We start from the raw sequence: 13,617 nt of genomic DNA, 5'->3' as shown, positions 1-13,617 counted from the left end.
CATCAATCACATAGAGCGGCACAATTAATATCAACTAAATTGTACTTATGGGTGCTAAATCCATTAAACTGATGCCTCGATGATCGAACGCATTGACCCACAGTTTTATGATGGCGGCTATGATGACTTTTAAAAATCTTTGTCAGTTCAAATATCAACCCTTACTATCTCAGGTGATGCAGCAATCAGTTGTTAGTATCCCCCAAAAGCGTGACTCAAAAGTTATTTTGTTAGCAAGTGCGCTCATTGCTTTATTATTAAGCGGTTGTCAAAGTACGACGACCACAGACTTGACGGGCAATATCCCTTACCAAACGTCGACGCGACCGAGCGACAATCGCAATTTGGATCAGCAAGAAATTGCTCGCGTTCGCACGTCACTTGCGGCACAATATATCCGCAAAAATGAGCTCGATACGGCCCAGCGTCAACTTGAAAAAGCCTTTGCTGCCGATAGCCGTTATGCGCCTGCCTATGATATGATGGGCATTTTGTTGCAGCAAGAGGGCAGTCGCCTTAACCTTGCAAAAGCCGATCAATATTTCAAAAAAGCCATTATGCTGGATAAGGATTTTGATCAAGCGCACAATAACTATGGCGTTTATTTGTCGCAAATGAAGCGCTATAAAGAGGCGGCAGAGCAGTTTGAGATTGCAGGGGCGGCGCTTGGCTACGAGGGCCGGATTAGTGCGTTAGAGAATTTAGGGCGTACCTACCTTCAGCTCAATGATCATCCAGCGGCGGCTAAAGCATTTTTACGCGCTTTAGATGGCAATCGCAACAGTGTGATTGCGCACATTGAATTGGTTGATTTATTACTCGAGCAGCAGCGTGTGCAGCAAGCACAAACGCTTTATGATGAAACCTTGCTACTGGTACAAGGGCAGGGTATTAGCCCGCGTTTGCTATTACAGGGCATCAAACTTGCAGCGGCACAAAATAACAGAGTGACGCGCCAGCAATTGGCACAGCAGCTTTTATCTGCTTATCCGCTAAGCGATGAAGCAAAACAACTTAAGATTTGGCTTAATAATCCAGAGGCACCATGGAAATGACCACCCCATCATCAAACACTCAATCTAACGCTCAGGGATCATTTGGTGCTATGTTGCAGCAAGCCCGCAAAACCAAACAAGTCAGTTTAGAAGAAGCCGCTGCCGAATTATTTATTTTAAAACGCCATTTACAAGCGCTCGAAAATGAAGATTTCGTTGATTTACCGCAAGCGGCGTTTGCGCGAGGTTTTGCGATTAACTATGCCAAGTTTCTGGGATTAGATCCCGTAAAGATAGCGAGTAGCTTTGATGCCGCTTATCCTAATGAGCTAAAAGCGCGCTCGACTAATAATATTGAGTCGCCACTGCGTCCGATGGGGACGTTGCAGCGCGATACCCACAACCGCATTCGCTTTAATCCTTTGCTCATCATCGCGGTCATTGGCGTAATTATTTTAGCGATTTTTTTATTTCGTATGGTGACTAATGCTAGTAAAGACAATAATGAGCAGCCAGTAACGACCAGCGAAGACATTTCAGCCCTAGAGCAAGCACAAGGTGCTGCGATTGACACCGATAGCAATGGCGTCAGTGCTTCTGGCTCGGCGCTTAATTTGGGCGGTGAAGAAAGTATAGCAGCCGCTACGCTCGACGTTAAGCTGACCGATGACGCTGCTGTGGTGATTACCGATGCCTCAGGAAGCAGTTTAATGAATGGCTCTCAGACCGCGGGTGATTATAAACTATCTGGTATGCCGCCATTTAATGTGCAAATTGACAATATTAAAAATGTCAGCTTAATGCTTAATCAAGAAGCAGTGGCGCTAGACAGTTATGCCACAGGTACGCAGGCCAGTTTTGAGCTAGCGCCTTGATATTTAGTAGCTATTAGTCTTAAGAAAATGATTTTTCTTAAAATGACTTTTCTTAAAGAGCTGTTAGCGTTAAAAAGTAATGTTGGTTTCCAGATTTTAGTTTTAATTTGTTCCAATTTGTTCCAATGAAAGGGTTTGTCTATGTCAACGTCAGCGCCTATTAACCGTCGTCTTACCAAAAAAATACACGTTGGTGATGTCGCAATCGGCGGCGATGCACCGATTAGTGTGCAAAGTATGACCAATACCGACACCTGCGATGTAGAAGCGACCGTTGCTCAAATCGAGCGCTGCGTCGAAGCTGGCGCAGATTTAATGCGCGTGTCGACTCCAACGATGGACACGGTCAAAGCCTTTGCGGAGATTCGCAAGCGGGTTAGCGTACCACTTATCGCAGACGTGCATTTTGATCATAAAATCGCCTTAGCAGTTGCGGCAGCTGGCGCGGATTGTCTGCGTATTAACCCTGGTAATATCGGTAGCGACGCCAAAGTTCGCGAAGTGGTTGCTTGCGCCAAAGATTACAATATTCCGATTCGTATTGGTGTTAATGCAGGCTCTTTGGAAAAAGACATTCAGCGTAAATATACCGAGCCAACGGGTGAGGCGATGCTTGAATCCGCCATGCGCCACATTGATATATTAGAGCGTTTAAATTTTGATCAATACAAAGTATCAGTTAAAGCCAGTAACGTGTTTTTGACTTTAGATGCGTATCGCTTGATCTCAGCACAAATTGATAATCCGCTACATTTAGGTGTCACTGAAGCAGGCGTTTATCGTACTGGTGCGGTTAAATCTGCGATTGCACTTGGCGGTCTATTATTAGACGGCATCGGCGATACCATTCGTATCTCCTTAGCTGCAGAGCCAGAAGAAGAGATTAAAATCGGCTTTGATATTTTAAAATCGCTCAATATTCGCTCAAATGGTGTTAACTTTATCGCTTGCCCAAGCTGCTCGCGCCAAGAGTTTGATGTGATTAAAGTGATGACGGCATTAGAGTCGCGTCTAGAAGATATCCGTGAACCGATGAATTTGTCGGTGATTGGCTGTAAAGTCAATGGCCCAGGTGAGGCAAAGGAGGCGGACATTGGTATTGTCGGTGCGGCACCAAAGTCATTGGTTTACCGTATGGGTGAAAAAAGCCATCTGATTGATACCAATAATTTGGTCGATGAAATCGAAGGCATGGTTCGTGCGCATGCCGAGGACCTAGCAAAAAAACGTGAGAATGAAATCATTCGCGTAAAATAATTCATAACAAATAATAGAGATAGCTTGTTAAAATTTAAGGATGTGACCGTACCATGATTAAAGCAATCAAAGGGTTTAATGATATTTTGCCTGACCAGTCTGCAAAATGGCTGCACTTAGAGTCAATATTGGCAGATGTGCTGGGCAGGTACGGTTATGAGCATATTCGTCTACCTATCGTTGAGCAAACCGACTTGTTTGCGCGCGCTATTGGCGGCGCAACCGATATCGTCGAAAAAGAGATGTATAGCTTTACCGATAAGTCTGAGCCGCCAACGCCACTAGCATTGCGCCCAGAAGGTACGGCAGGGGCAGTTCGCGCGGTCATCGAGCACAATTTGCTGCGCGGTGATACGCCGAAACTTTGGTATATCGGTCCGATGTTTCGCTATGAGCGTCCGCAAAAAGGTCGCTACCGTCAGTTTCATCAATTGGGTGTCGAAAGTTTTGGTAGTGCGCTGCCCGATGCCGATGCCGAGCTGATTGCCATGACGCATTTGATGTGGCAAGCATTTGGTTTAAAAGACGAGATGCGCTTAGAGCTTAATAGTTTGGGTGAGCTTGATGAGCGCCATGCTTATCGTGAAGCGTTGGTCGCCTATTTAACCGATAAAAAAGATCAGCTAGATGAGGATAGCAAACGTCGCCTGACGACCAATCCATTACGCATTTTAGACAGTAAAGAGGCGAGTACCCAAGCGCTATTGGCAGAGGCGCCAAAGCTTGCTGAGTTTTTGGGTGCGGAAAGTAAAGCACATTTTGAACAAGTGCAAGCGTATCTAACCGCACTTGGTATTGAGTTTGAGATTAATCCGCATTTAGTACGTGGTCTTGATTATTATAATAAAACGGTTTTTGAATGGGTCACTGATAAGCTTGGTAGCCAAGCGACCGTTTGTGCGGGTGGGCGTTATGACGGTCTGGTTGGGCAATTAAAATCTATCGGTATTCCTGATGATAAAGGACAAAATAAACCTGTGAAGTCTGAGCCAGCCGTTGGTTTTGCCATGGGTCTTGAACGCTTATTGCTGCTTATCGACGCTGTGTCACCGATTGCAGAGTTGCCCGCTTGCGATATTTTTGTCGTTGCCCATCCAGAAGTTTATAGTGCAGGTATCAGTTATGCGCAAGCGCTTCGTTATAGCCGTCCTGACCTGCGCGTAAAAATGGCGAGCGCAACCAGCTTAAAAGCGCAAATGAAAAAAGCGGATAAGTCGGGTGCAGCATTGACAGTCATTATCGCGCAGCAAGAGCTCGATGATAATACTATCAGCATTAAAGACATGCAGACGGGTGAGCAAAAAACAGTCGCGCAGGATTGGTTGTCGAGTAAAGGAAATTTCGTTCGCCAGTAGTTGATTGTGGTTTTAGCGTTAGCAATTTAATATCAATTTTATCAGGTAAAAATATATGGCTCTGACACCCAATTCGCCAAATGCAGACAATTCAATGCAAGCGTTACAGCAATATGGCAGCTACATTGTCACTGCGATTTTATTGGCGTTAGCAGCCTATTTCGGCTGGACGTATTGGCAGAATAACCATGCGCGCGTCGATACGGTGGCCGCCGACCATTATGCCGATATTCAACGTTTAAATGAAGAAGTCAGCCTATCGTCACAAAACCCAGACTTAGAAGCAGAGGCGCAAGCGTCACTGACCGAGAGCCGTAAACAGTTAGATAAAGATATTGATGCGTTAGTAAGCACTCACGGTGACTCTGTTTATGCATGGCAGGCGCTGATGATTAAAGCGCGTCAGCAAGTCGACAGCGATGATTTTAAAGGGGCGAGCGAGACTTTTAAAAAAGCCTTAGCAATCGACTTGGGTGATGCAGGGCTAGAAGCGATTACGCGATTGCGTTACGCAAAAACTTTATTGGCAGCCGGCGATACTGATGCGGCCTTAACTGAAGCCAATAATGATATGCCAAGCTCGTTTGAAGCAAGTCAGCAAGAGCTGTTGGGTGATATCCATTTGGCGCAAGACAATAAAGATGCGGCGATTAAATCTTACAATAATGCTTGGGAATTGTTACGTAGCCGTCAAGAAACACGAGCAGTATTGGCATTAAAAATGGAAAGTCTTGGCATTGTGCCTGAACCTATTGAGCCGCAAGCAAATCTTATTCAAGAACCTGCTATGCCTGCACAGCCAGTCGTAGCAGAAAGTGAAAATGCGGTAGACATGGGCGGATAAGCTGTTCTTTAAAAATACCAAAACCCCATATTAAAAAAATAGCAAAAAAGTTAACGTTTTATAAAGAAATAAAGTTTGCAATACCTCAAACCGTTTTACAAACTGTCCTACAAACTAAGTAGCGCAGTAAGTTGGAAAGGTAGTATCAATCATAAGTGCTTATTATACTTGTTATTGTTCACCGCTTACTTGCTGATGGCTAATTTATTCATGATTACTTTATTGGTAGTGAGAACCTATAATGACTCAAGCTATTTGCTCTAACAAAACTATAAATGCTAAAACCATCAAAACGACGGCCATGCATATCGCCGTCATTGCAGTGATGGCAACCGCAGTCGTTGGATGTAATCGAGGTATCAAACCAGTCGTTAATGAGCCTGTAAAATTGGTGCAAATTGCGCAGCCAATTAGTGTGTTGCAGCCTGTTTTTAGTACCGATGTTGGTAGCAAAAAAGCCAGTAATAAAGATCCACTTAGCCTGCAAGTGGGCTATGCCAACTCACAAATCGTCACGGCCTCGCGCGGTGGTGATTTAACAGGCTTTGATAGTAAGGGTCAACGCCTATGGTCGGTGAATATTGACGATCAAATTACCGGCGGCGTGGCATTAGATGCCTTGAGTCAGACAGCTATTGTAAGTACTCGAAGTGGTTTGGTGATGGCATTTGATAGTGCGACTGGTGCCAAGCGCTGGAAGCAACAACTAACCGGAACGGTTTTGACGCCAGCGTTAATCAGCAATAATCGGGTGATTTTATCGGCTAATGATGGTTTCTTACATGGCCTATCGCTACAAAATGGTCAATCTGTTTGGCAGTTTGCCACTCAAGTACCTCCTATCAGCGTTCGCGGTACTGCTGCACCGACATTATTAGATGATAAAACCGCATTATTAGCAACGGCAGACGGCCGCCTGCATGCCATCACTATCGATAATGGCTTGCCGCAGTGGTCACGCCGCGTTGGCGTTGGGTCAGGAAGTAGCGAAGTCGAGCGTATGAGCGATGTCGACGGTATGCCCATCGTTGATAACAATCAGCTATTTGCCATCAGTTATAGCGGTCAGCTGCTTGGTATTGATCTAGCATCGCGTCAAGTCATGTTCGTCAATGAGCTTGCCAGTTTAAAATCGCTTGTAGTCAATAATCAACAAGTTGTTGCCACCAGCTTAGATGGTAAAGTGGTTGCTTATAATCGCTCTACTGGTGAAGTGTTGTGGGAAAGCGAAGAGTTGGCTTATCGTCATTTAACCAATCCTGTGATGATCGGCAGTTATATTGCGGTCGGCGATTTTGATGGGGTGGTGCATTTATTTGACCCTGCGAGCGGTAAAATCGTCAGTCGTGTCCAGACCAAAGGCGCTTTGACCAATTTGCAAGTTCAAGGTAGCCTGTTAATGACCCAAAGTGCTTCAGGACAAGTGGCGATTTGGCAATTGGCCCGCTAAGTTTTCATGAATGGTTGCTTATTTAACAGGGTATATATGAATACTCATCGTTAAATAGGCAAACTAATAATAAACTTAAGAAAAACGCTGCTTTGTCAGCGTTTCGTGCCTTGTGTAAATTGCTTGTTTAAATCGTGGCTTTCGCGTACTCTATGCGACCGATGTGTGGTAGGCATTGATGCTACAAGTCATTATGATTCAGTTGTCTTTATGATTGAATGCTGGAGCTATTCGTACTTTGAGCAATATTTTAACCAGTATTTATAGCGTCGGATTGGTTTAAGAAACCCTACTGTTCTTCACCATCGCTTTATCTTTATCCTTTATTTAAATTTGCGGTCGAGTGTCGCTATTATTCTTAATATAAGAGTAAACGCACCGCCTGCCATTGTACACTTTATTGTGTCTTTCACTGAGAGTAACCCATGAGTATCAAGCCTGTGGTCGCCTTAATTGGTCGTCCAAACGTCGGTAAATCTACCTTATTTAACCAGTTCACTAAAAGTCGGCAGGCATTGGTTGCTGATTTATCAGGGCTGACTCGTGACCGTCAATACGGTGATGCGACCTATGAAGACAAATCTTTTATCGTGGTAGACACGGGCGGTATTGGTGAAGCGGACGATGGCAGCGGCAATATTGATGACTATATGTCTGAGCAGTCGCATACCGCCATTCATGAAGCCGACATTATCGTCTTTGTGGTCGATGCGCGAGCTGGTATGATTGGCGCCGATGCCGAGATTGGCAAGTTTTTGCACACGCTTGGCAAGCCTGTTTATGTCGTTGCCAATAAAGTTGATGGTGTCCATGATGCTGCGCCTGCAGAGTTTTATGCATTAGGATTGGGCGAGCCGTATCCGATGGCCGCTAGTCATGGTCGCGGTGTCGGCAATTTGCTAGAAGTTTTGACTGCTGATATGCCGCCGCAAGACAATATTGTCGAGCCAAATGGGTTAAAGCTTGCGATTATTGGTCGTCCAAACGTTGGTAAATCAACGCTGGTTAACCGTTTATTGGGTGAAGACCGTGTTGTGGTATTTGATATGCCGGGTACAACGCGAGATAGTATTTATATTCCGTATAAACGCGATGGCAAAGACTACGTCTTAATTGATACGGCTGGAGTTCGCCGCCGTGGTAAAATTGATGAAAAAGTGGAAAAATTTTCGGTCATCAAAACCTTGCAAGCGATTGAAGATTCTAACGTGACGGTGATTGTTATTGACGCGCACGAAGGCATCGTCGATCAAGATTTACATATGATTGGTTATGCGTTGGATGCTGGGCGTGCATTAGTAGTGGCTATTAATAAGTGGGATGGGTTAACGCCAGATCAAAAAAACTATATCAAAATTGAGATGGATCGCCGTTTTAACTTTATTCCTTATGTAAAAGTGCATCTTATCTCAGCGCTACATGGTACTGGGGTGGGTAACTTATACCCTTCTATCTTGCGTGCTTATCAATCATCGATGTTTGAGGTATCAACCAACCGTTTGACGCAGATTTTACAAGACGCGGTCACGGCTAATCCGCCGCCAACGGTTGCTGGTCGCCGTATCAAGCTACGTTTTGCACATATTGGTGGTCATAATCCACCGGTAATTGTCATTCATGGTAACCAAACATCTGCGCTACCAAAAAGCTATCAGCGCTATCTTGAAAATCAATTCCGTCAAGTATTTAAGCTTGAAGGCACACCGCTCAATGTCATTTTTAAGCAAAATGACAATCCATATGCCAATAAAAGCGACACGCCAACCAAAGCAAAGGCACAGCAGCTACGCCAACGTGAACGAAATCGCGCGCAGAAATTTACTACCAAAGATAAAAAGCGTTAATTTCGCGAGATGATGAACGTCTTTATATTGCTTTGGCAAATAAAGGCGCTTTCATTTGCTGTTTTTCTGTCGTTTTTTCTGTAATCTAATTTGTCATGATGACTATAGCAGTTGTCATGGCATTTTTTAATTTAATACAGTGTTAAGTTACATTAAAATGTCGCATTACCCTTATTCTCTCTATAAAATATCTATACTATAATCAAAAGTTGTCTTCACTCAGTTGAGTTATATGAACAACCGCTCCCCAAAAACCCTACCGTTGCTTATTTGGCAATCTGTCGTGCAGACCATGACTTTGGCTGTCTTGGCTGGTTTTTTGTTGTCTTTTGTTTATGGGTTGGTGCAGCATTATAAAGAGGAACGTCAACATATTCAGAAATTGGCGAACTTGCTAACGATTAGTGCGGCGAGCGTAGATGGCGATGAAGTAGTCGCTGAGCAAGTGCGCTTTTTGTTGGAAGATGAGCATAATATTGAAAGTGTTTTATTTTATACCACCTCTCAACCTATGTCAGATGACAATCTATCAAAAGACGATTGGAAGAATGCATTATTTGCCAATACGGTCAGTTTCAATTATCCAGTCGTTGGCGATTATATCGATGGTAATAGTACCCTCTCTATAGACAGTAATAGACTAAATGGTAATCAGCAAGGTTTTAAGGCTTTGCCCGCCATTAAGTCTGAATCAAACTCGATTAGCGAAGCGATGGCTAATAATATTGATACGACTTTAGTAGGTTATATCAATATTACCTTAAATGTGGCAATGCTGCGCTCAGATTGGGTGCAAAACAATTTATGGTTATGGTTAATGACGACGGCATTGGCGATTGTATGGGCGCTGTTTATACTGCGCAAATTGACCTGGCCATCGAAGGACATTGCCGCGCTCACAGAAGTCTGTGACATTGTGCTTAAAAACCCTGAACTTGAGCAGCTACCTGTGATTCCGCAGCGTTTTAAGTTTGATGAATTGGTACAGATTAAACAGGCTTTTACAACTTTATTTAACCGTCTACAAGCGTCGAAACAGGATTATGAAGCGCTGGCAGTTTTTGAGCAGCAGTTGCATCAAAAAGATTTATCGCTTGATATGCAGCTACATAATTTTCAAAGCATGATTACCCATGAGCTAAAAACCTCACTGAACGCTATTGTAGGCGGTTTACAGCTGTTAGATGAGGAGCATCTAAACCATGAGCAAAAAGACGCGCTTGATATTATTCATAATGGTAGTGACAAATTGGTCTTAGCGCTTAATCAAATTATCCAGCTTAATCAGATTCAAAAAGGACAAATCAGCCTACAAATTAGTGAGTTTAATCCGCTACAATTAATTGCTGATCTGTTGGCAGAGTTTGAACCTATTGCCCAACAAAAAGGTCTTGCGTTAATCAATCATATTCATCATATCGATTATAGCCTTGAAGGCGATGCTGAAAAAATACAGCAGATATTGTCGATACTGCTGAGTAACGCGATTAAGTTTACCCCAGTCGGTCAAGTAAGCCTGACTTCGCAGCTGACCCATTTCGATTATAGCAATCGTTGGCAGATTCGAATAAAAGATACAGGAATCGGTATTGATAGCAGTTTTATAGAAGATATTTTCAATCCATTTTTCCAAGTAGATTCATCGCAAACTCGCCAGTATGAAGGTACTGGGATTGGCTTGCCAGTGGTTAAGCAAATGGCGCAGCTGATGGGTGCTAGTATTGAGGTCAGTAGCACGCTAGGGGTAGGGACTGAGTTTATTGTTACCTTTCAGCTGTCCAACCAGCGTCAATCTCGTCAGCAATATTTGCTAACTGGGTTGGACATTGTTTATTATTACTATCAAAATAGCGGCGCTTTGGCGGATGAGTTACAGCGACTAGGGGCGCGGGTCATTTGCTGTCAACATGAACAGCTCGTTCTTGATGAAGTAAACAACAAAAAAGTTGACATGGTGATGTTTGCTGAAGACGTATTACCAAGCAAAGCTGAAGCCTTAGCAGGGCGTATTCGGGTGTCTGAGACCGATCATCGAGCTTTATTGGTGTACTGGTATTCACAGCAGCAAGCACTTCATTTAGACAGTTTTGAGCATGGATTAAAAGGCGCTGGCGTGGATTACTGTCAGGTGGGCAACTATGAAGACAAAGCGCTTAGTAATTTGTTAAAAAGTTGGCTGGTTTGGTCTTAAAAGTAACTATATTAATCAACATAAAGGTAGACCAATAAAAAGACGCCCATCAAAAGGCGTCTTTTTAATACCAGTCATTGGATCAAAGGTTTAAAACAAATTTTGTGCCCAGCGCGTAAAACGTTGCCAGATACGGCTCATAAAACCTGATTGTTCAATATCGCTCGTGGCTACAACAGGCACTGAGGCAACTGCTTTACCATCAATTACCGCCATCATTTTGCCAATCTCTTGGCCTTTTTTGATGGGTGCCTCTAAGCTTTCAGGGATATCAACCACGGTAGTGATTTTATTTTTTTGCGTTTTGCTGGTCAAAATTTTCAGACTGTCACCGGTCGCAAGCTCTACTTCTTTTGCCTCGCCAAACCAAACAGGAACCTTACTCACAAACTGTCCAGCAGGTGCTTTAGTTACGGTGGTAAAGTGACCAAAACCCCAATTTAGAAGTTCGCGTGACTGATCGGCACGGGCTTGCTGACTTTTTGTACCCATGATGACAGAGATAAGGCGCATATCGTCACGATTGCTTGACGCTACTAAGCAATAACCTGCTGCGTCCGTGTGGCCTGTTTTTAGGCCATCAACGGTAGGGTCGGTAGCGAGTAGGGCGTTACGGTTTCCTTGAGTGATGCCGTTGTAGGTAAACTCTTTTTCTGCGTAAATACCGTAGTAGTTGCCGCTATTTTTAATAATAGCGCGAGCCAATTTTGCCATATCTAAAGCCGACGCTTCGTGGCCTTCATCAGGCATTCCCGTCGCGTTCACAAAATGGGTATTTTTCATACCGATCTTTTCTGCTTCTTCATTCATCAAAGTCGCAAATGAAGCGTCGCTACCAGCGATGTGTTCTGCCATGGCTTTTGAGGCATCGTTACCCGATTGAATGATAATGCCACGTAGCATATCGATAACGCTGGCGGTTTTATTGACTGGTACATACATACATGACTGGCTGCTACTGCCACGGCACCAAGCATTTGCGCTCATCAATACTTGTTCGTCTTCTTTGAGATCACCTGATGCTAAGCGCTGCTCAATCATGTAGCTGGTCATCATTTTTGTCAAAGACGCCGGCGGTAGTGGTTGATTGGCGTTTTTCTGCGCCAGTATTTCACCCGTGTTATAGTCCATTAATACATAGGCGGTATTGTCCATTTCAGGTGGTTGAATGGCTGCGCTCGCCATCATTGCACTCATAGAAACACTAACGCCAACTACCAGCTGTACAAGCTGTTTTTTCACATGCTTTACTGTCATAGATTGTTACACCGCATCATAAACCAAATGTATCTATCGCTGATATCTTAGGCCAAATCTCATGGTTAATCTGTCATAAAACGCTGAAAATTTAAGCGTCAGAACAGATTTTTTCTGAAAGCCTTGACGACTGAGCGATGGACATAAAATTAACGCCTTATCTTAGCAAAATGCCGACCGATGGGGAAATGATAAATAAAATAAAATCAGCCCTAACTAAAAAATGAGGTCATAGATACTTTTTTAACAAACACAAAAAAGCTTGCTGTAGCGTCCGTTAGAGCGGAGGATACAGCAAGCTGATTATTCTAGATAAATCCAATATCTACAGCGTAAAAATATCCAGTATTTTATTATCGTTAATAGTAATGATGATTATTTACGCCGACTAGATGCTGGATTTTATTGTAAAAACAACGACTGCCTTATCTAAGCTGATTAATGGTATTCAGCATTGGCCAAATCTTCACACAAGGCTCTGTTTTCTTGCTTCGAAAAACCCATTGTCCAACTGCGAATACCCTGTAAGATCTGACGATAATCCTGCTGGGTAGACAAGTATTGAATGGCTGCTTTTGGGTCTTCTAACGACGGCATCAGCTCATGAAGCTGGACGTTATATGATTTATAAAAGCGCTGTTTTTGTTTGCCATTTAACATCGGCGGGCAAATCTCTGATAGCACTTGCATCACTGCAATTTCGTGCTTAGTGATATTCACACCCGATAAATCTAGTGGGATGGTAGTCGAATTGGACGCAGCTTGGGTCGCTTGAGACAGCATAGCAATAGACGTTATCAGTCCTGCAAGACCAACTTTTGATGCGGTCTTTGCTATCACAGAAGCTATAGATAATATCGATTGATTTTTCATTCAGTATTACACTCGCTTATCTTTGTTTGATGGTGCTATGTTAATTGGTAAAAAAACAAAAGTCACATAAAATATTGATTTATGTGTAGATATATTGTGAGCCAGATCGTGTTTACAGCAACATATCAGCATTATATCGGTCTAAGTTACCTCAATATAAAAGTATCAATTGATAATGTTATTCCTTGTCGTCCGCTGTAACCCCAGCGCTGTATTTTATGCAAAACAATACTCATCACCATCATAAAAATTGCTAAGAAAATCAATTATTAAAGCAGAAAAATCGAAAGACTGGGTTCGACTCTAGACGCTATTAGAGTATAATCGCCCAAAATCTGATTCGCTACAATCATTGTCTTGGTGTCGGCAGGCATGATTATAGCTGTTTTATGATAAGAAAGTAGATAAGTGGACAGACAGTCATTAATAACGGTATCAAGCAGAATTGAGCAACCATGAAAATTTTAACATTTTACCGCAGAAATCCCCTACCTCTAAGGTAGTGGGATGAATGCGTTTGACCTTGTATAATTATTATTATATGATAAATAAATAATTCAGTCTATTTATACGAAGGTCTTGTAATCAAATGCTTTTAGATACTAATTATCATTCAGTATTTTCGCTAAATTATCATCTAGTTTTAGTAACTAAATACCGCAGACAAGTTTTTGAT

At 43.0% G+C, this 13,617-nt stretch carries 11 protein-coding genes; 9 read left to right on the top strand and 2 right to left on the bottom strand.

Annotated elements, in window-relative coordinates; all coding sequences use genetic code 11:
• Nucleotides 1-119 precede the first annotated feature (119 nt).
• From pilW to B4K26_RS04895, 8 genes are all read left to right on the top strand, one after another.
• Nucleotides 120-1,055 (top strand): type IV pilus biogenesis/stability protein PilW, encoded by a 936-nt coding sequence (gene pilW / locus B4K26_RS04930; protein ID WP_296243908.1) that lies wholly within the window; start codon nucleotides 120-122, stop codon nucleotides 1,053-1,055.
• Complete coding sequence (locus tag B4K26_RS04925) at nucleotides 1,052-1,870, top strand: helix-turn-helix domain-containing protein (protein WP_296243907.1); 819 nt, start codon at nucleotides 1,052-1,054, stop codon at nucleotides 1,868-1,870. The genes pilW and B4K26_RS04925 overlap by 4 nt, the downstream gene beginning before the upstream one ends.
• A 141-nt stretch (nucleotides 1,871-2,011) precedes the next feature.
• Nucleotides 2,012-3,127, top strand: a complete 1,116-nt coding sequence (gene ispG, locus B4K26_RS04920) for a flavodoxin-dependent (E)-4-hydroxy-3-methylbut-2-enyl-diphosphate synthase (protein ID WP_296243906.1) — start codon at nucleotides 2,012-2,014, stop codon at nucleotides 3,125-3,127.
• A gap of 53 nt (nucleotides 3,128-3,180) precedes the next feature.
• Nucleotides 3,181-4,482, top strand: a complete 1,302-nt coding sequence (gene hisS, locus B4K26_RS04915) for a histidine--tRNA ligase (protein WP_296243905.1) — start codon at nucleotides 3,181-3,183, stop codon at nucleotides 4,480-4,482.
• Nucleotides 4,483-4,537: 55 nt separating this feature from the next.
• Nucleotides 4,538-5,326 carry a YfgM family protein gene (locus tag B4K26_RS04910; protein ID WP_296243904.1) on the top strand — a complete coding sequence of 263 codons (789 nt, stop codon included), beginning with the start codon at nucleotides 4,538-4,540 and terminating at the stop codon, nucleotides 5,324-5,326.
• A gap of 241 nt (nucleotides 5,327-5,567) precedes the next feature.
• Nucleotides 5,568-6,776 (top strand): outer membrane protein assembly factor BamB, encoded by a 1,209-nt coding sequence (gene bamB / locus B4K26_RS04905; protein WP_296243903.1) that lies wholly within the window; start codon nucleotides 5,568-5,570, stop codon nucleotides 6,774-6,776.
• Between the two features lie 425 nt (nucleotides 6,777-7,201).
• Nucleotides 7,202-8,620, top strand: a complete 1,419-nt coding sequence (der, locus tag B4K26_RS04900; RefSeq protein WP_296243902.1) for a ribosome biogenesis GTPase Der — start codon at nucleotides 7,202-7,204, stop codon at nucleotides 8,618-8,620.
• Between the two features lie 232 nt (nucleotides 8,621-8,852).
• Nucleotides 8,853-10,811, top strand: coding sequence for a sensor histidine kinase (locus B4K26_RS04895; RefSeq protein WP_296243901.1), 1,959 nt, complete (start codon nucleotides 8,853-8,855; stop codon nucleotides 10,809-10,811).
• Nucleotides 10,812-10,901: 90 nt separating this feature from the next.
• On the opposite strand, the gene B4K26_RS04890 is transcribed toward B4K26_RS04895, so the two are convergent.
• The gene (locus B4K26_RS04890) at nucleotides 10,902-12,068 is read right to left on the bottom strand and encodes a D-alanyl-D-alanine carboxypeptidase family protein (RefSeq protein WP_296243900.1); all 1,167 of its coding nucleotides are present in this window, start codon (nucleotides 12,066-12,068) and stop codon (nucleotides 10,902-10,904) included.
• 438 nt (nucleotides 12,069-12,506) lie between these two features.
• Nucleotides 12,507-12,941 (bottom strand): MCR_0457 family protein, encoded by a 435-nt coding sequence (locus B4K26_RS04885; RefSeq protein WP_296243899.1) that lies wholly within the window; start codon nucleotides 12,939-12,941, stop codon nucleotides 12,507-12,509.
• A gap of 589 nt (nucleotides 12,942-13,530) precedes the next feature.
• Between B4K26_RS04885 and B4K26_RS04880 the strand changes: the two genes are divergently transcribed.
• Nucleotides 13,531-13,617: transposase (locus tag B4K26_RS04880; protein ID WP_349681502.1), on the top strand; the 87-nt coding region annotated here is incomplete at its 3' end.

Source organism: Psychrobacter sp. UBA6766, from assembly GCF_002453355.1.
GTDB lineage: Bacteria > Pseudomonadota > Gammaproteobacteria > Pseudomonadales > Moraxellaceae > Psychrobacter.
Note: the sequence above shows the minus strand (reverse complement) of the source record. Positions and strands in the feature narration are given on the sequence as shown.

What these genes read in the sequence shown, in the direction of transcription:
- pilW (WP_296243908.1), top strand. Translation starts at nt 120, where the DNA reads ATGATGACTTTTAAAAATCTTTGTCAGTTCAAATATCAACCCTTACTA.
- B4K26_RS04925 (WP_296243907.1), top strand. Translation starts at nt 1,052, where the DNA reads ATGACCACCCCATCATCAAACACTCAATCTAACGCTCAGGGATCATTT.
- ispG (WP_296243906.1), top strand. Translation starts at nt 2,012, where the DNA reads ATGTCAACGTCAGCGCCTATTAACCGTCGTCTTACCAAAAAAATACAC.
- hisS (WP_296243905.1), top strand. Translation starts at nt 3,181, where the DNA reads ATGATTAAAGCAATCAAAGGGTTTAATGATATTTTGCCTGACCAGTCT.
- B4K26_RS04910 (WP_296243904.1), top strand. Translation starts at nt 4,538, where the DNA reads ATGGCTCTGACACCCAATTCGCCAAATGCAGACAATTCAATGCAAGCG.
- bamB (WP_296243903.1), top strand. Translation starts at nt 5,568, where the DNA reads ATGACTCAAGCTATTTGCTCTAACAAAACTATAAATGCTAAAACCATC.
- der (WP_296243902.1), top strand. Translation starts at nt 7,202, where the DNA reads ATGAGTATCAAGCCTGTGGTCGCCTTAATTGGTCGTCCAAACGTCGGT.
- B4K26_RS04895 (WP_296243901.1), top strand. Translation starts at nt 8,853, where the DNA reads ATGAACAACCGCTCCCCAAAAACCCTACCGTTGCTTATTTGGCAATCT.
- B4K26_RS04890 (WP_296243900.1), bottom strand. Translation starts at nt 12,068, where the DNA reads ATGACAGTAAAGCATGTGAAAAAACAGCTTGTACAGCTGGTAGTTGGC.
- B4K26_RS04885 (WP_296243899.1), bottom strand. Translation starts at nt 12,941, where the DNA reads ATGAAAAATCAATCGATATTATCTATAGCTTCTGTGATAGCAAAGACC.